We start from the raw sequence: 20,403 nt of genomic DNA, 5'->3' as shown, positions 1-20,403 counted from the left end.
GGTGGTGCCGCTGGCGCTCCACCCCACCCCCCCCCCCACCCACGCCCCGCCCGCCGCCCTCCATGTACCCGCCCGCCCCCCCGGGGCGGGGTCTTCTCGAGCCACCGTCGATTCGTGCCGGCTGTGGCCGCTGCCGGTCTACCCCTACTCGGTGCCGGCGGGGAGGCTCGCGTTCTCGGCGAGCTTCCGGAGCTTCGCCTCGACGAGAGGCCCGATCTCCCGGAACATGTGCGGCGTCGTGATGGTCTGGTGGGTGCAATCCACCTCGTGGTGGGCGACCTCGCCGTCCACGTACATGCTCCAGGCATCCGCCGGAATGACGTAGCCGGAGCGGTGGCGAGTGGCCGCGAAGATCATCGCGTCCGTCGAGACCCGCTGGTGGCGGTATTTGCTCATCAGCATGATGTTGTTCTTGATGACGCTCATCAGGGTGACGAAGCGGCTCTCCTCGAGGCTGCCGAGGACCGTGTTCGTCCCGCGCGCGAGCTTGGAGAAGTCCTCGAACGTGGGCATCCCATTGGCCAGTTGTTCGGTGTTGACTCCGAGCGCCTCCAGGATCGCGCCGTACATCAGCTGCATCTCGTCCTGCCTGTCGAACAGCTCCTCGGGGATCGGCTTGGCGGGATCGGAGTCCAGGAAGACCAGGAGGTCGACCCGCTCACCGCGTTCCGCGAGCCTCGCCGCGATGGCGTGGGACAGGATTCCGCCGAACGAGTGCCCCATCAGGTGGTAGGGCCCTTCAGGCTGCACCTTCAGCATCTGCTCGATGCAGTCGTCCGCCACCTCCTCGACGCTGTTGCGGAGCTCATCGGGATGAGCCAGCCCGTGGGCCTGGAGCCCGTAGACCGGGAAGTCCGGGCTGAGGTGCGGCAGGATTCCGGCGTACGACCAGCACATGCCCGCTCCCTGGTGCACGACGAACAGCGGAGCGTGCCGCCCCTGCTTCCGAAGCGGCAACAGGACCTCGAAGGCGCTGCTGGGTGTGCCGGCTTCGAGGCTCGCGGAGAGCTCGGCGACGGTCGGCGCCTCGAAGAGGGTCTGGAGGGGCATCTCGGTGCCGAGGGTGGCCCGGATCCTGCTGGTGAGCTGGGTCGCCAGCAGGGAGTGACCGCCGAGCGCGAAGAAGTTGTCATCGATCCCGACGCTGGGCAGACCGAGGATCTCCGCGAACAGCGTGCAGAGGATCTCCTCCTGCGGTGTGCGCGGTGCGCGGCCATCGGTGGTGGACGTGTACTCCGGTGCGGGAAGGGCCTTGCGGTCGATCTTGCCGTTCGGCGTCAGCGGAATACGGTCCAGGGTGACGATCGCCGACGGGACCATGTACTCCGGCAACTGCGCCTGCAACACCTGCCGCAGCGCCGTCACCAGCGCCCCGCTCGTCCGCGCCCGAGCCGGGGAGTTCGTCAGAGCGGAACCCGTCCGACCCGACTCGTACCCGCCGGTCACCGCCCGGGTGTCCGCCATGTCCAGCAGGACCGCGTCGAACCCGCCCGGAAGACCGGCACTCCACGTGACCACCGCCCGGAACCCGAGGCCCTCGGCCCACCGGTGGAAGGCCTCCGGATCGATCCCGGCCACCGAGCCGAGCACCGACCGCACCGCGTCCAGGTCCTCACCGGCGTCCAGCGCCTCGACGGCAGCAGACTCGCCCGACAGACGCGCGTCGGGAACACCCGTCACACGCAGCGGCACGCCACCGGCAAGCCGCTCCCGCAACCCGTCCAACGTGCTGAGGTCGCTCCCCCACCGCACCACCGGCAGGCCGGCCAGATCCGTCAACGCCTCCGCACCCTTATGGAGGGCGACCTCGTAACGGTGGCGGGTCAGCTCGTTGTGCGCCTCACCACGCTTGAGGCGGATGTCCACACCCGCACCGCACTCGGCGGCGAGAGCGGTGAAGTAGTCCGGGTGGACCAGCAGTTCCTTCTCCACCACCAACGCGTGCTCCACCGCCGAACGCAGCCTGGCCGCACTCGCCGCCCGCGGCGCCTGCACCGCGGCATGGAACATCCGCAGCTGTCCCAGATGACGGATGTCACCCAGCAGAACCCGGCCACCGTCCGCCAGCAACTCCAGCGCCTGACGCAGAACGGAGGTGAGGTACTCCCGGTTCGGGAAGTACTGCGCAACCGAGTTGATCACGATCGTGTCGAAGTAACCGGTAGGTAGTCCGGTGAAGTCCTCCGCCGGCCGGCAGCGCAACTCGACGTGCTCCCAGCCCCGCTCCGCGACCTGCCCCACCAACCGGGTCACCACCGGCTGCGACAGGTCCGTACCCCAGTAGGCCTCGACCCCCTCCGCCAGCGGCGCCATCAACAGACCCGAACCGACACCGATCTCCAACACCCGCCGCGGCGCGAAGGAACGAATCCGCTCCACCGTCGCCGCACGCCACTCCCGCATCTCCTCCAACGGGATCGCCTCACCCGTGTACGAGCTGTTCCACCCCGCGAAATCCTCACCCAACGACGCGGCCGAACCCTCGTACAACGAGTCGTACAACTCCCGCCAGTCCTCAACCTGCTCACCGGCACCGGCACCGACGTCGGCACCACCACCGGTCCCCGGCACGACGTAGGCCACCAGACGGGTGTCACCGGGCTGGTCCTCACGCGGAACCACCACCGCCTGCGCCACCTCGGCATGCCGAGCCAGCACCGACTGGACCTCACCCGGCTCGATCCGGAACCCACGGATCTTCACCTGATCGTCACTACGGCCCAGGTACTCCAGCTCACCGTCCCGGTTCCACCGCACCAGGTCACCCGTGCGATACATCCGGTCGCCCGCCGCACCGAACGGATCCGCCACGAACCGCTCCGCCGACAGACCCGCACGCCCCAGATAACCACGCGCCAGACCCCGACCCGCCACATACAACTCACCCGCGACACCCTGCGGCACCGGCCGCAGATACTCGTCGAGAACGTGCGCGTAGGTGTTGTGGTTGGGGGCGCCGATGGGCGTGTAGGGCTCGGTGAGGGAGCGGCTGATGGTGGTGGAGATGGTGGCCTCGGTCGGCCCGTAGAGGTTGGCCATGTGGCGGCCGGGTGCCCACAACGGAACCAGCTCCGGCGGGCACGCCTCGGCGCCGACGATGAGGCCGGAGAGCTCGGTGAGCGTGCTGGGCGCCTGGGCCGGGAGGGTGGCCAGAACGGACGGCGGGATGAACGCGTGGGTGATCCGCCGGTCCGCCAGGACCCTGGCCAGGTCCTCCCCCGCCAGACGGCCCGGCGGGGGCACGACGAGGGTGCCGCCGCCGCTGAGGGCCATCAGCAGTTCCAGGACGGAGGCGTCGAAGCTGGGCGAGGCCAGCTGCACGACCCGGCTCCGGTCAGTGGTACGGCAGCGCTCGACCAGCGTGGAGGCCAGCGAGGCCAGACCCGTGTGCGTGACGGTGACGCCCTTGGGCCGACCCGTGGAACCCGAGGTGTAGATGACGTAGGCGGTGTTCACCGGGGTGAGCGGCGCGACCCGCTCCGCGTCCGTCGGATCACTGGCCGGCTGCCCGTCCCAGACCCCGGCCAGCTCCTCGACCGCCAGACCCTCCGGCAACTCCTCCGCCAGCCGCCCGGTCGTGAGCAGCAGGGCGGGAGCGGCATCCGCGAGCATGTAGGCGATGCGATCCGCCGGGTAGTCCGGATCCACCGGCAGGTAACCCGCGCCCGCCTTCACCACACCCAGGATCGCCGCGAACAGTTCCGCGCCGCGCGGCAGCGCCAGGCCGACGAGCTGCTCGGCCCCGATGCCCCGGCCGATCAGCCAGTGCGCGATCCGGTTGGCACGCGCGTTCAGCTCCGCATACGTCCAGGTCTCATCCCCGGCCTCCAGCGCCACCGCGTCCGGCGCAACCGCCACCCTGGCCTCGAACAGCCCGGGCAGCGTCGCTTCCTCGACCTCGGGCCGGAACGTGGTCACCCAGTCCCGGAGCCGGGCCTCCTCACCCTCGGTGAGGAAGTCCAGCGAGCCGATCGGCCGGGACGGATCGGCGGAGACCGCCTTCAACAGCCGGGCCCAACGCTCGGCCAGCGCCTCGATCGTCGACCGGTCGTACAGGTCCGTCGCGAACTCGATGTATCCGGCGACCCCCGTGGGCGAGCCGTCACGTTCGTGGAACTCGCCGATGTTGACGAACAGGTCGAAGCGGGACGTGTCCGTTGCCGCGGGCTGGTGGCTGACCCGCAGTCCCGGGAGCTGGAATTCGGCCTGCTCGTTGTTCTGCAGAGCCAGCATGACCTGGAAGAGCGGGTGGTGTGCCGCGGAACGGCGGGGGTTGAGCTTCTCCACCAGGTACTGGAACGGGACGTCCTGGTGGGCGTAGGCCTCCAGGCTGGTCCGCCGGACCTGCGCCAGCAGGTCGGTGAAGGACGGGTTGCCGGCCGTGTCGGTGCGCAGCACCAGGGTGTTGACGAAGAAGCCCACCAGGTCGTCGAGGTTCTCGTCGGTCCGCCCGGCGATACCGCTGCCGATCGGGATGTCGGTCCCGGCACCGAGGCGGGTCATCAGGGCGGCCATGGAGGCCTGCAGCACCATGAACACCGTTGCCCCGGCCGACCGGGCCAACTGAGCGAGGTCCCGGTGCAGGTCGGCGTCGAAGGAGAAGGCGCAGACGTCACCGGCGTTGCCGGCGGTGGTGGGGCGGGGCCGGTCGGTGGGGACGGTGACCTGCTCCGGCAGACCGGCCAACTGCTCAGCCCAGTAGCCGTACTGGCGGCTGAACGGGCTCTCCGGGTCACTGTCGTCACCGAGCAGATCACGCTGCCACAGCGTGTAGTCGGCGTACTGCACCGGCAGCTGCGGCCAGTCCGGCTCGGCACCCGTCAGGCGGGCGGTGTAGGCCGCGATCAGGTCGCGGGCCAGCGGCGCCATCGACCAGCCGTCACCGGCGATGTGGTGCAGCACCAGCATCAGCACCGAATCCGTCGGGCTGACGGTCAACAGCTCCGCGTGGAGCGGCACCTGGACCGACAGGTCGAACTCGTGGCGCGCGGCCCGGTTCAGCTCCTCCTGGATCCGGTCCTCGTCCACGGGGACGGCGTGCAGGTCGATGCGGGACCGATCGGGATCGAGGATGTACTGGCGGCCCTGTCCGTCGACGTCCCGGAAGACGGTGCGCAGCGCCTCGTGGCGTGCGATGACGTCGTTGATGGCGTCCTGCAGCGCCTGCCGGTCCAGGTCACCGGTCAGCCGCAGGGCGAGCGGCATGTTGTAGGTGGCGGAGGGGCCTTCGAGCTTGTGGATGAACCACAGCCGCTCCTGGGCGAACGACAGCGGGATGGCCTCGGGCCGGGTGGCCGGCGCCAGGGCGAGCCGTGTCTGCCCGTGCCCCTCCACCAGGCGCTCGGCCAGCTGGGCCACGGTCGGAGCCTCGAAGAAGGCCCGCAGCGGGGCCTCGATGCCCAGGGTCTTGCGGATGCGGCTGATCAGACGGGTGGCCAGCAGCGAGTGACCGCCCAGGTCGAAGAAGCTGTCGTCGACCCCGACACTCGGCCGTCCCAGGACCTCGGCGAACAGCGTGCACAGGATCTCCTCCCGCGGGGTGCGGGGGGCACGCCCGGTGGAGACGGGGGCGCGGTCAGGAGCCGGGAGTGCCGCGCGGTCGATCTTCCCGTTCGGGGTGAGCGGGATGCGGTCGATGACGATGACGGCAGCGGGGACCATGTAGTCCGGGAGCTGCTGCCGCAGGTCCTGTCGCAGCTGCGGCAGTGCGGGCTCGCCTCCGCCGCTCGGCACGATGTAGGCGATCAGGCGGACGTCGCCGGGCTGCTCCTCGCGAGCGACGACGACGGCCTGGGCGACCTCGGGGTTCCGGGTGAGCGCGGCCTGGACCTCGCCGGGCTCGATCCGGAACCCACGGATCTTCACCTGGTCGTCACTACGGCCCAGGTACTCCAGCTCACCGTCCCGGTTCCACCGCACCAGGTCACCCGTGCGGTACATCCGGCCCCCGGCCGCACCGAACGGATCCGCCACGAACCGCTCGGCACTCAGACCGGGCCGGTTCAGGTAGCCACGGCCCACGCCCTTGCCCGCGACGTAGAGCTCGCCCGCGACACCCGGAGGAACCGGCTGCAGGTACTCGTCCAGCACGTGGAGCCGGGCGTTGGCGACCGGGTATCCGATGGGGGCGCGCCCGGCCGCGAACGGCCGGCTGATCGTCGCGTACACGGTGCACTCCGTCGGCCCGTACGCGTTGACCATCCGCCGGCCCGGCGACCAGCGGTCCACCAGTGCCGGCGGTGTGGGCTCACCGATCATGCCCAGGACGTTCAGCTCGGACAGCTCGGCCTCGCTTCCCTCGGGCAGGCTCGCGAGCCGCGAGGCGGTGATGAAGGCGTGCGTGATGTGCCGGTCGGCGATGACCCTGGCGAGCTCAAGGCCCGCCAGGCGACCGCCGGACGGCAGCACGAGGGTTGCGCCCGCGGCGAAGGCCATGAAGATCTCGACCACAGCGGGGTCGAAGCTGGGCGAGGCCAGTTGCAGGACGCGGCTCTCCGGACCGGCCTCGCACCGCTCGACCGCGGTGGCTATGAGGTCGGCCAGCCCGGAGTGGGCGATGACGCTGCCCTTGGGCCGGCCGGTGGAGCCGGAGGTGTAGAAGGTGTAGGCGGTGTTCGCCGGGGTGAGCGGTGCGATCCGGTCCGTATCGGTCGGGTCGCCGGTCGGCTGCTGGTCCCACAGCCTGGCCTGGGACTCGATCGTGAGGATCTCGCTGCCGGGACCGGCAGCGCCGACGAGGTCCTCACTCAACCGGTCGGTGGTGAGCAGCAGGGCGGGGGCGGCATCCGCGAGCATGTACGCGATGCGATCCGCCGGGTAGTCCGGGTCGACCGGCAGGTAGGCGGCGCCCGCCTTCGCGATGCCCAGGATCACGGCGAGCTGCTCGGCGCTGCGCGGCAGCGCGAGGCCGACGAGCTGCTCCGCCCCGATGCCCCGGCCGATCAGCCAGTGCGCGATCCGGTTGGCACGCGCGTTCAGCTCCGCATACGTCCAGGTCGCGTCCCCGGCCTCCAGGGCGGTGGCGTCGGGCGTGGCCTGCACCCGGGCCTGGAACAGCTCCGACAGCGTGGCGTCGCCGATCTCGGGCCGGGGGGTGGCCGCCCAGCTGCGCAGCTGGTGACGCTCGCCCGGGGCGAGGATGTCCAGCGAGCCGATCGGACGGGACGGGTCGGCGGCGACCGCCTTCAGCAGCCGGGCCCAGCGTGCGGTCAGCGCCTCGATCGTCGACCGGTCGTAGAGGTCGGTGGCGAACTCGACCGTGCCGGACATGCCGGCCGGGGTGCCGTTGTCGTCCCGGTGCTCCCCCATGTTGATGAACATGTCGAACCTGGACGTGCCCAGGGCCACGCCGGCCGGTTCCGCTTGCAGGTCGGGCAGTTCGAAGTCCGGCTGCTCGGTGTTGAGGAGGGCGAGCATGACCTGGAACAGGGGGTGGTGCGTGGTGCTGCGGTGCGGATTGAGCTTCTCCACCAGGTGCTCGAACGGGATGTCCTGGTGGGCGTAGGCCTCCAGGCTCGTCCGGCGGACCTGCGCCAGCAGGTCGGTGAAGGACGGGTTGCCCGCCGTGTCCGTCCGTACCACGAGGGTGTTGACGAAGAAGCCGATGAGCTGGTCGAGGTTCTCGTCGGTGCGTCCGGCGATCGGTGCGCCGAGCGGGATGTCCGTGCCGGCGCCGAGACGGGTCAGCAGAGCGGCGAAGGACGCCTGCAGCACCATGAACATGGTGGTGCCGGTCGAACGGGCCAGCTCGGACAGCGCCTGGTGCAGCTCCGCGTCGATGCCGAAGGTGGTGGAATCGCCGGCGTAACTGGCGACGGCCGGGCGGGGCCGGTCGGCGGGGACGGTGACCTGCTCCGGCAGGCCGGCCAACTGCTCTGCCCAGTAATCCTGTTGGCGGACGAAGAGGCTGTCGGGATCGGTGTCGTCACCGAGCAGGTCGCGCTGCCACAGCGTGTAGTCGGCGTACTGCACCGGAAGCTGCGGCCACTGCGGCGCGGAACCCTCGAGTCGGGCGGAGTACGCGGCGACCAGGTCGCGGGCCAACGGCGCGAGCGACCAGCCGTCACCGGCGATGTGGTGCAGCACCAGCATCAGCACCGACTCGCTCGGGCTGACGGTGAACAGCTCGGCGTGCAACGGCACCTGGACCGACAGGTCGAACTCGTGCCGGGCGGCCTGCTCCAGCACCTGCATGACGTCGGCCTGATCGACCTGCTGGACGTGCAGGTCGATGCGAGCGTGCTCGGGGTCGAGAACGCGCTGGTGGGGCTGCCCGTCGACGTCCTCGAAGACGGTGCGCAGTGCCTCGTGGCGCGCGATGACGTCGCTGATGGCCTCCCGCAGCGCCTGCTGGTCCAGTTGACCGGTGAGCCGCAGCACCAACGGAATGTTGTAGGTGGCGGAGGGGCCTTCCAGCTGGTGCAGGAACCAGAGTTGCTGCTGGGCGTAGGAGAGGGGAAGGGGGTTGGGCCGGGTGGCGGGCAGGAGCGGCGGGCGCAGCTCACTGTTCCGGGTCAGGCGCGGCGCGAGCCTGGCAACCGTGGGCGCCTCGAAGAGTGTCTGGAGAGGCGCCTCGGTGCCGAGGGTGGTCCGGATCCTGCTGGAGAGCTGGGTCGCCAGCAGGGAGTGACCGCCGAGCTCGAAGAAGTCGTCGTCCACCGTGACACCCGGCACGCCCAGCACCTCGGCGAACAGCGCGCACAGGATCTCCTCCTGCGGTGTGCGCGGTGCACGGCCTCCGGCGGTGGACGTGTACTCCGGTGCGGGAAGGGCCTTGCGGTCGATCTTGCCGTTCGGGGTCAGCGGAATGCGGTCCAGGGTGACGATCGCCGACGGGACCATGTACTCCGGCAACTGCGCCTGCAGCACCTGCCGCAGCGCCGTCACCAGCGCCCCGCTCGTCCGCGCCCGGGCCGGGGAGTTCGTCAGAGCGGAACCCGTCCGACCCGACGCGTACACACCGGTCACCGCCCGGGTGTCCGCCGCGTCCAGCAGGACCGCGTCGAACCCGCCCGGAAGACCGGCGCTCCACGTGACCACCGCCCGGAACCCGAGACCCTCGGCCCACTGGTAGAAGGCCTCCGGGTCGATCCCGGCCACCGAGCCGAGCACCGTCCGCACCGCGTCCAGGTCCTCACCGGCGTCCAGCGCCTCGACGGCAGCCGCCTCACCCGACAGACGCGCGTCGGGAACACCCACCACACGAAGGCCGCCTTCGGCCAGCCGCTCCCCGAGCTGCTCCAAGGTCGTGAGGTCGCTCCCCCACCGCACCACCGGCAGGCCGGCCAGATCCGTCAACGCCTCCGCACCCTTGTGAAGGGCGACCTCGTAACGGTGGCGGGTGAGCTCGTTGTGCGCCTGACCACGCTTGATCCGGATGTCCACACCCGCACCGCACTCGGCGGCGAGAGCGGTGAAGTAGTCCGGGTGGACCAGCAGTTCCTTCTCCACCACCAGGGCGTGCTCCACCGCCGAACGCAGCCTGGCCGCACTCGCCGCCCGCGGCGCCTGCACCGCGGCATGGAACATCCGCAGCTGTCCCAGATGACGGATGTCACCCAGCAGGACCCGGCCACCGTCCGCCAGCAACTCCAGCGCCTGACGCAGGACGGAGGTGAGGTACTCCCGGTTCGGGAAGTACTGCGCGACGGAGTTGATCACGATCGTGTCGAAGTAACCGGTAGGTAGTCCGGTGAAGTCCTCCGCCGGCCGGCAGCGCAGCTGGACGTGCTCCCAGCCCCGCTCCGCGACCTGCCCCACCAGCCGGGTCACCACCGGCTGCGACAGGTCGGTGCCCCAGTAGGCCTCGACCTCCCCCGCCAGCGGCGCCATCAACAGACCCGAACCGACACCGATCTCCAACACCCGCCGCGGCGCGAAGGAACGAATCCGCTCCACCGTCGCCGCACGCCACTCCCGCATCTCCTCCAACGGGATCGCCTCACCCGTGTACGAGCTGTTCCACCCCGCGAAATCCTCACCCAACGACGCGGCCGAACCCTCGTACAACGAGTCGTACAACTCCCGCCAGTCCTCAACCTGCTCACCGGCACCGGCACCGACGTCGGCACCACCACCGGCCCCCGGAACGACGTAGGCCACCAGGCGCACATCGCCGGGCTGGTCCTCACGCGGAACCACCACCGCCTGCGCCACCTCGGCATGCCGCGCCAGCACCGACTGGACCTCACCCGGCTCGATCCGGAACCCACGGATCTTCACCTGATCGTCACTACGACCCAGGTACTCCAGCTCACCGTCCCGGTTCCACCGCACCAGGTCACCCGTGCGATACATCCGGCCACCCGCCGCACCGAACGGATCCGCCACGAACCGCTCCGCCGACAGACCCGCACGCCCCAGATAACCACGCGCCAGACCCCGACCCGCCACATACAACTCACCCGCGACACCCTGCGGCACCGGCCGCAGATACTCGTCGAGGACGTACACCCGGGTGTTGACCACCGGCCGCCCGATCGGAACCCTCGGCCCGGACAACGGACCACCGGTCGACGCATAGACGGTGGTCTCGGTCGGCCCATAAGCGTTGATCATCCGACGCCCCACCGACCACCGCTCCGCCAGATCGGGCGGGCACGCCTCACCCGCCACCACGACGGTGCCCAGATCAGGCAACGCACCCTCGGTACCGGACGGCAGACTCGCCAGAGCCGACGGCGGCAGGAACACATGACTGATCCGCCGCTCGGCCAGCACCCGGCCCAGCTCCTCACCCGCCAGCAGGGAAACCCGCGGCACCACCAACGTGGCCCCCACGGCAAACCCGAGCATCAACTCGATGACCGAGACATCGAAACTCGCCGAGGTGAACCGCAGCACACGACTGCCCTCACCAAGAGCGCAACGCTCGACCAGCGTGGCGACCAACGACGCCAGACCCGTATGCGCGACAGTGACACCCTTGGGCCGACCCGTGGAACCCGAGGTGTAGATCGTGTACGCGGTGTTCGCCGGGGTGAGTGGTGCGACCCGGTCCGCATCCGTCGGATCACTGGCCGGCTGCCCGTCCCAGACCCCGGCCAGCCCCTCCACGGCCAACTCTTCGACGGCCAGACCCTCCGGCAACTCCTCCGCCAGCCGCCCCGTGCTGAGCAACAGGACGGGAGCGGCATCGGCCAGCATGTACGCGATGCGATCCGCCGGGTACTCCGGATCCACCGGCAGGTAACCCGCGCCCGCCTTCACCACACCCAGGATCACCGCGACCTGCTCGACACCGCGCGGCAACGCCACACCGACCAGATCCTCAGCCCCGACACCCCGGCCGATCAGCCAGTGCGCGATCTGATTCGCCCGCGCGTTCAACTCCGCATACGTCCAGGTCTCATCCCCGGCCTCCAACGCCACCACGTCCGGCGCAACCGCCACCCTGGCCTCGAACAACCCGGGCAGGGTCGAGTCCTCGACCTCGGGCCGGGACGTGGTCGCCCAGTCCCGGAGCCGAACGCCTTCCCCGGAGGTGATGAGCTCCAGCGAGCCGATCCGCCGGGACGGGTCGGCGGCGATCGCCGTCAGCAGCCGGGCCCAGCGCGCGATCAGCGTCTCGATCGCGCTCAAGTCGTACAGGTCCGTCGCGAACTCGATGGCTCCGCCGATGCCTGCGGGCTCGTGGTCGCCGTCGTACTCCTCGGTCAGGGTGACCATCAGGTCGAAGCGCGAGGTGCTCGTGTGCGCACTCTCGGAGCGCATCTGCATTCCCGGCAACTCGAATTCGGCCTGCTCGTTGTTCTGCAGGGCGAGCGCGACCTGGAAGAGCGGGTGGTGCGAAGCGGAGCGGTGCGGGTTGAGCTTCTCCACCAGGTACTGGAACGGGACGTCCTGGTGGGCATGAGCCGCCAGGCTGGTCCGGCGGACCTGCGCCAGCAGGTCGGTGAAGGACGGGTTGCCGGCCGTGTCGGTCCGCAGGACCAGGGTGTTGACGAAGAACCCGACCAGGTCGTCGAGGTTCTCGTCGGTACGCCCGGCGATCGGAGAACCGATCGGGATGTCCGTACCGGCGCCGAGACGGGTCAGCAGAGCAGCCACGGATGCCTGCAGCACCATGAACACCGTTGCCCCGGACGACCGGGCCAGCTCGGCGAGGTCCCGGTGCAGGTCCGCGCCGAAGTTGAAGTTGCACGCGGCACCGGCGTTGCCCGCGACGGCGGGGCGGGGCCGGTCGGTGGGGACGGTGACCTGCTCCGGCAGACCGGCCAACTGCTCCGCCCAGTAGCCGTACTGGCGGCTGAAGGCGCTCTCCGGGTCGCCGTCGTCACCGAGCAGCTCGCGCTGCCACAGGGTGTAGTCGGCGTACTGCACCGGCAGTTGCGGCCAGTCCGGCTCGGCACCCGTCAGGCGGGCGGTGTAGGCCGCGATCAGGTCGCGGGCCAGCGGCGCGAGCGACCAGCCGTCACCGGCGATGTGGTGCAGCACCAGCATCAGCACCGAATCGCTCGGGCTGACGGTCAACAACTCGGCGCGCACGGGAACTTGGCCGGAAAGGTCGAACTCGTACCGGGCCGCTTCGTCGAGTTGCGCGGGGAGCGTGCCCTCACTGCTCGGTACGGCCTGCAGCATGATCTGTGCCTGGTCGGGGGCGAGGATGTGCTGGCTGGGCTGACCGTCGACCTCCCGGAAGACGGTGCGCAGCGCCTCGTGGCGGGCGATCACATCGGTGAGGGCGTCCTGCAGTGCCTGCCGGTCCAGGTCACCGGTCAACCGCAGGGCGAAGGCCATGTTGTAGGTGGCCGAAGGACCTTCCAGCTTGTGCAGGAACCACAACCGCTCCTGCGCGAACGACAGCGGCAGCACCTGCGGCCGCGCGACCGGCACCAGCGCCGGGCGCAGCTCGCCCGCGTGGTCGGCCAATCGCCGGGCGAGCTGGGTCACGCTCGGGGCCTCGAAGATCGCGCGCAGCGGGATCTCGGTGCCGAGTGCGGCACGGACGCGGCTGATCAGACGAGTGGCCAGCAGCGAGTGACCGCCCAGGTCGAAGAAGTTGTCGTCGGCCCCGACCCCGGGCAGGCCGAGGATCTCGGCGAACGCCGCGCTGAGGATCTCTTCCTGCGGGGTGCGGGCGGCGCGGCCGATGCCGGCCGACGCGTAGACGGGAGCGGGCAGGGCGTTGCGGTCGATCTTCCCGTTCCGCGTCAGCGGGATGCTGTCGATCACCATGATCGCGGCCGGGACCATGTAGTCGGGAAGCTGCTGTCCCAGCTCACGGCGGAGCTGCGGCAGAGAGGGTTCGCCCCCCTGGTCGGCGTCCGGGACGATGTAGGCCACCAGGCGGACGTCGCCGGGCTGCTCCTCGCGGGCGACGACGACGGCCTGGGCGACCTCGGGGTTCCGGGTGAGCGCGGCCTGGACCTCGCCGGGCTCGATCCGGAACCCGCGGATCTTCACCTGGTCGTCACTACGGCCCAGGTACTCCAGCTCACCGTCCCGGTTCCACCGCACCAGGTCACCCGTGCGGTACATCCGGCCACCCGCCGCACCGAACGGGTCGGCGACGAATCGCTCGGCGGTCAGCGCCGGCCGGTTGAGGTAGCCGCGGGTCAGTCCCTTGCCGGCGATGTAGAGCTCGCCGCCCACCCCGACGGGGGCCGGCTGGAGACGTTCGTCCAGCACGTAGGTGAGGACGTTGTGGTTCGGGTACCCGATCGGGGTCGGCAGCTGGGTGAGTGGGCGGCTGATGGTGGTGAGGACGGTGGTCTCGGTCGGGCCGTAGACGTTGTACAGCGCACGGCCCGGCGCCCAGAGCTCGACCAGGTGCGGCGGGAACGGCTCCGCGCCGACGAGGAGGTGGACGAGGTCGGGCAGGTTCCGCGCGGTCTCGGCCGGAATGGTGTCGAGGATGGACGGCGGGATGAAGGCGTGGGTGATCCGCCGCTCAGCGAGGACGCGCCCGAGTTCCTCGCCGGCGAGACGGCCGGCCGGAGGCAGGACGAGGGTGCCGCCGTTGCTGATCGCCATGAGGAATTCCAGCATCGAGGCGTCGAAGCTGGGCGAGGCCAGTTGCAGGGTCCGGCTGTCGGGACCGGTGGCGGAGCGATCGCCCAGGGTGGCGGCGAGGCTCGCGAGTCCGGTGTGGGTGACGGTGGTGCCCTTGGGTCGGCCGGTGGAGCCGGAGGTGTAGATGGTGTAGGCGAGGTGCCGGGGGGTGAGCGGGGCGACCCGGTCCGCGTCGGTCGGGTCAGTGGTCGGCTGCCGGTCCGCGTCGGCCGAGTAGGCCCGGAGGGGGACGATCTCGGTTTCGCTGCCGGAGAGCCCCTGCGCCAACCCGTCGGTGGCGAGCACGAGTGCGGGAGCGGCATCCGCGAGCATGTAGGTGATGCGCTCGGACGGGTAGTCCGGGTCGATCGGCAGGTAGCCGGCACCCGCCTTCACCACACCCAGGATCGCCGCGAACAGTTCCGCGCCGCGCGGCAGCGCCAGGCCGACGAGCTGCTCCGCACCGATGCCCCGGCCGATCAGCCAGTGCGCGATCCGGTTGGCACGCGCGTTCAGCTCCGCGTACGTCCACGTCGCATCGCCGGTGTCGAGGACGGTCGTGTCCGGGCCCGCCTTGGTCACGGCCTCGAACAGCTCGGGCAGGGTGGCGTCGGCAAGGTCAGGGCGGGATGTGGTCGCCCAGTCACGGAGTTGGCTTCGTTCGCCGGGGACGAGGATGTCCGGCGAACCGATGGGCTGGGTCGGGTCGGCGGCGACCGCCTTCAGCAGCACGGTCCAGCGCTCGGTCAGCGCCTCGATCGTCGACCGGTCGTACAGGTCCGTCGCGAACTCGATCATCCCGTGCATGCCGGAGGGCACACCGTTGTCGCCGCGATCCTCGGTCACGACGATGGCGAGGTCGAATCGCGCGGTGCCGGTTCCGACGCCGCCGGACTCGACCTGGAGTCCCGGCAGTTCGAAGTTCGGCTGCTGGGTGTTCTGGAGTCCCAGGGAGATCTGGAACAGCGGGTGGTGGCTGGAGGAGCGGTGCGGGTTGAGCTTCTCCACCAGGTGCTCGAACGGGATGTCCTGGTGGGCGTAGGCCTCCAGGTTGCTCCGCCGGACCTGCGCCAGCAGGTCGGTGAAGGACGGGTTGCCCGCCGTGTCCGTGCGCAGCACCAAGGTGTTGACGAAGAAGCCGATGAGCTGGTCGAGGTTCTCGTCGGTGCGTCCGGCGATCGGTGCACCGAGCGGGATGTCCGTTCCGGCGCCGAGACGGGTCAGCAGAGCGGCGAAGGACGCCTGCAGCACCATGAACATGGTGGTGCCGGTGGAACGGGCCAGCTCGGACAGCGCCTGGTGCAGCTCCGCGTCGATGCCGAAGGTGCTCACGTCACCCGCGTAGCCGGCCACCACGGGGCGGGGCCGGTCGGTGGGGACGGTGACCTGCTCCGGAAGGCCGGCCAACTGTCCGGTCCAGTACTGCTGCTGGCGGGCGAACAGGCTGTCGGGATCGGTGTCGTCACCGAGCAGGTCGCGCTGCCACAGCGTGTAGTCGGCGTACTGCACCGGCAGCTGCGGCCAGTCCGGCTCGGCACCCGTCAGGCGGGCGGAGTACGCGGCCACCAGGTCCTGGGCCAGCCGGCCCATGGACCAGCCGTCACCGGCGATGTGGTGCAGCACCAGCATCAGCACCGAATCCGTCGGGCTGACGGTGAACAACTCGGCGTGCAACGGCACCTGGACCGACAGGTCGAACTCGTGCCGAGCGGCCTGACGCAGCTGGTGGGAGAGACCGTCCTCGCTCGTGGTGCCGATCCGCAGGTCGATCCGGGCGTGCTCGGGGTCGAGAACGCGCTGGCGGGGCTGCCCGTCGACGTCCTCGAAGACGGTGCGCAGCGCCTCGTGGCGCGCGATGACGTCGTTGATGGCCTCCCGCAGCGCCGGCCGGTCCAGGTCACCGGTCAGCCGCAGGGCGAGCGGCATGTTGTAAGTGGCGGAGGGGCCTTCCAGCTGGTGCAGGAACCACAGCCGCTGCTGGGCGAAGGACAGCGGCAGCACCTCCGGCCGGGGCAGCGCGACGAGAGCCGGACGCGTCGCCCCCTCGTCCAGCCGCACGGAGAGCTTGGCAACCGTGGGCGCCTCGAAAAGCGCCTGGAGAGGCATCTCGGTGCCGAGAGTGGCCCGGATCCTGCTGGAAAGCTGGGTCGCCAGCAGGGAGTGACCGCCGAGCGCGAAGAAATCGTCGTCCACCGTGACACCCGGCACGCCCAGCACCTCGGCGAACAGCGCGCACAGGATCTCCTCCTGCGGTGTGCGCGGTGCACGGCCACCACCCGCGGACGTGTACTCCGGTGCGGGAAGGGCCTTGCGGTCGATCTTGCCGTTCGGGGTCAGCGGAATGCGGTCCAGGGTGACGATCGCCGACGGGACCATGTACTCCGGCAACTGCGCCTGCAACACCTGCCGCAGCGCCGTCACCAGCGCCCCGCTCGTCCGCGCCCGAGCCGGGGAGTTCGTCAGAGCGGAACCACCGCCGGAGGACCGGTAGACACCGGTCACCGCCCGGGTGTCCGCCGCGTCCAGCAGGACCGCGTCGAACCCGCCCGGAAGACCGGCACTCCACGTGACCACCGCCCGCAACCCGAGACCCTCGGCCCACCGGTGGAAGGCCTCCGGGTCGATCCCGGCCACAGAGCCGAGCACCGACCGCACCGCGTCCAGGTCCTCACCGGCGTCCAGCGCCTCGACGGCAGCAGACTCGCCCGACAGACGCGCGTTGGGAACACCCACCACACGAAGGCCGCCTTCGGCCAGCCGCTCCCCGAGCTGCTCCAAGGTCGTGAGGTCGCTCCCCCAGTGCAGGACCGGCTGGCCGGCCTGGTCGCCCGAACCGGCAACGTCGGTCAGCTCCGCCGGATTCTTGTGGAGGGTGACGTCGTAGCGGTGGCGGGTCAGCTCGTTGTGCGCCTGACCGCGCTTGAGGCGGATGTCCACACCCGCACGGTGGGTGGCGGCGAAGGCGGTGAAGTAGTCCGGGTGGACCAGCAGTTCCTTCTCCACCACCAACGCGTGCTCCAGCGCGGAACGCAGCTGCTCGGCGCTGGCGGCCCTCGGCGCCTGCACGGCGGTCTGGAGGGTGCGCAGCAGTCCGACGTGGCGGATGTCGCCCAGGACGATCCGTCCGCTCTCGGCCAGAAGGTGGAACGCCTGGGTGAGGACGGAGGTGAGGTAGTCCTGGTTCGGGAAGTACTGCGCGACGGAGTTGATCACGATCGTGTCGAAGTAGCCGGCGGGCAGCCCCGTGAAGTCCTCCGCCGGCTGGCAGCGCAGCTGGACGTGCTCCCAGCCCCGCTCCGCGACCTGCCCCACCAGCCGGGTCACCACCGGCTGGGACAGGTCGGTGCCCCAGTAGGCCTCGACCTCCTCCGCCAGCGGCGCCATCAGCAGACCCGAACCGACACCGATCTCCAGCACCCGCCGCGGCGCGAAGGAACGGATCCGCTCCACCGTCGCCGCACGCCACTCCCGCATCTCCTCCAGCGGGATCGCCTCACCCGTGTACGAGCTGTTCCACCCCGCGAAGTCCTCACCCAACGACGCGGCCGAACCCTCGTACAGCGAGTCGTTCAACTCCCGCCAGTGCTCGACCTGCTCACCGGCACCGACGTCGGCACCATCGGCCTCCGGAACGACGTAGGCCACCAGGCGGATGTCACCGGGCTGGTCCTCACGCGGAACCACCACCGCCTGCGCCACCTCGGCATGCCGAGCCAGCACCGACTGGATCTCACCCGGCTCGATCCGGAACCCACGGATCTTCACCTGGTCATCGACCCGGCCGAGGTACTCCAGCTCACCGTCCCGGTTCCACCGCACCACATCACCCGTGCGGTACATCCGGCCCCCGGCACCACCGAACGGATCCGCCACGAACCGCTCCGCCGACAGACCCGCACGCCCCAGATAACCACGCGCCAGACCCCGACCCGCGACGTACAGCTCACCCGCGACACCCTGCGGCGCCTGTTCCAGATTCTCGTCCAGCACGTACACCTGGGTGTTGACCACCGGCCGCCCGAGCGGGACGTGGGTACCCGACAGCGGCTCACTGGCCGTGACGTCCACCGTCGTCTCCGTCGGACCGTAGGAGTTGATCATGCGGCGGCCGACCGACCACCGCTCGACCAGCTCCGGCGGGCACGCCTCACCGGACACCACGATCGTGCCCAGGTCGGACAGCGCCGACTCACTGCCCGCAGGAAGCGTCGCCAACACCGAGGGCGGGAGCGCCACATGGGTGATCCGCCGCTCGGCCAGCACGCGGACGAGCTCCTCGCCCACCAACCGCTGCGGCCCCGCCACCACCAGCACCGAGCCGGTCGTCAGCGCCATCACCAGCTCCCACACCGCGCCGTCGAAGCTCGGCGAGGCGAACTGCAGCACCCGACTGCCCGCGGTCACCGCGAACCGCTCCAGATGCGTCATCGTCAACGACGCCAGACCCGTGTGGGTGACGGCGACGCCCTTGGGCCGGCCCGTGGAACCCGAGGTGTAGATCGTGTAGGCGGTGTTCGCCGCCCTCAGCGGTGCGACCCGCTCCGCGTCCGTCGGATCGGTGACCGGCTGCCCGTCCCAGACCGCGGCCAGTTCCTCGACGGCCAGACCGCCCGGCAACTCCTCCGCCCGTCCCGCACCGGTGAGCAGCAGCACGGGAGCCGCATCGGCGAGCATGTACGCGATGCGCTCGGACGGGTACTCCGGATCCACCGGCAGGTAGCCCGCGCCCGCCTTCACGATGCCCAGGATCACCGCGATCTGATCAGCACTGCGCGGCAGCACCACACCGACCAGGTCCTCGGCCCCGATGCCGCGCGAGATCAGCCAGTGCGCGATCTGGTTCGCCCGCGCGTTCAACTCCCCGTAGGTGAGGAGGCGATCCCCGGTTTCCAGCGCGACGGCGTCCGACGAAGCCTCCACCTGGGCCTGGAAGAGCTCGGGCAGCGTCGGCTGCTCGGCCCGCTCGGACTGGACCACCCGGTCGAGGCGTTCGCGCAGGGTGAGGATGTTCAGGGCACCGATCCGCTGGGACGGGTTCGCGACCGCGGCCCGCAGCAACTGCGTCCACCGCTCGATCAGCGTCTGGACGGTGGCCCGGTCGTAGAGGTCGGTCGAGAACTCGATGAACCCGCTGATTCCCGTCGGAGCGCGCTCGACGTCGTACTCCTCGCCAAGGCTGATGAGCACGTCGAGGCGCGAGGTGCTGGTGCGCGTCTCCTCCGGGCGGACCTGGAGGTCCGGCAGCTTGAAGTCCGCCTCTTCGGTGTTCTGCAGCACGAAGGCCACCTGGAAGAGCGGGTGGTGCGCGGCGGAGCGGTACGGGTTGAGCTTCTCCACCAGGTACTGGAACGGGATGTCCTGGTGCGCGTGAGCGGCCAGGCTGGTCTGGCGGACCTGCGCGAGCAGATCGGTGAAGACGGGGTTGCGAGCCGTGCTGGTGCGCAGCACGAGCGAGTTGACGAACAGCCCGATGAGGTCGTCGACGTTCTCGTCGGTACGCCCGGCGATACCGCTGCCGATCGGGATGTCGGTCCCGGCGCCGAGGCGGGTCATCAGGGCGGCCATGGAGGCCTGCAGCACCATGAAAACGGTCGTGTCGGTGCTGCGGGCCAGCTCGGCGAGGTCCCGGTGCAGGTCCGCGTCAAGACTCAGCCGGATGACGTCGCCGGCATAGCTGGCGACGGCGGGGCGGGGCCGGTCGGTGGGGATGGTGACCTGCTCCGGCAAACCAGCGAGCTGCTCGGCCCAGTATTCGTACTGACGGGTGAACACGCTGGTCACGTCGGTCTCCTTGCCGAGAAGGTGGCGTTGCCAAAGGGTGTAGTCGGCGTACTGGACCGGCAGCTGCGGCCAGTCGGGGTCGTCGCCGGTCAGGCGAGCGGTGAAGGCGGCGATGAGGTCGCGGGCCAGGGGGGCCATCGACCAGCCGTCCGCAGCGATGTGATGGATGATCAGCATCAGTACCGACTCGGTCGGACTGAGGGTGTACAGCCGGGCGTCCAGCGGCACCTGTGCGGACAGGTCGAACTCGTGGCGCGCGGCCCGGTTCAGCGTCTGAGTGAGGTCGGCCTCGTCGATCTGCTGGATGTGCAGGGCGACCCGGGCCCGGTCGGGGGTGAGGACGTGCTGGCCGGGCCGTCCGTCGACCTCCCGGAAGACGGTGCGCAGCGCCTCGTGGCGGGCGATGACGTCGTTGATGGCGTCCTGCAGCACCTGGGGGTCGAGATCACCCGTGAGACGCAGGGCGAAGGCCATGTTGTAGGTGGCCGAAGGGCCTTCGAGCTTGTGCAGGAACCACAACCGCTCCTGGGCGTAGGACAGCGGCAGCACCTGCGGCCGCGCGACCGGCACCAGCGCCGGGCGCAGCTCGCCCGCGTGGTCGGCCAGCCGACGCGCGAGCTGCGCCACGGT

Annotated in this window: 1 protein-coding gene; it reads right to left on the bottom strand. The window is 70.3% G+C overall.

Features of this window, described 5'->3' with window-relative positions; translation table 11 throughout:
- Nucleotides 1-144 precede the first annotated feature (144 nt).
- Nucleotides 145-20,400, bottom strand: coding sequence for a non-ribosomal peptide synthase/polyketide synthase (locus tag ACFVUH_RS27325; RefSeq protein WP_387916037.1), 20,256 nt, complete (start codon nucleotides 20,398-20,400; stop codon nucleotides 145-147).
- Nucleotides 20,401-20,403: the final 3 nt, after the last annotated feature.

Source organism: Kitasatospora sp. NPDC058032, from assembly GCF_042885845.1.
GTDB lineage: Bacteria > Actinomycetota > Actinomycetes > Streptomycetales > Streptomycetaceae > Kitasatospora.
Note: the sequence above shows the minus strand (reverse complement) of the source record. Positions and strands in the feature narration are given on the sequence as shown.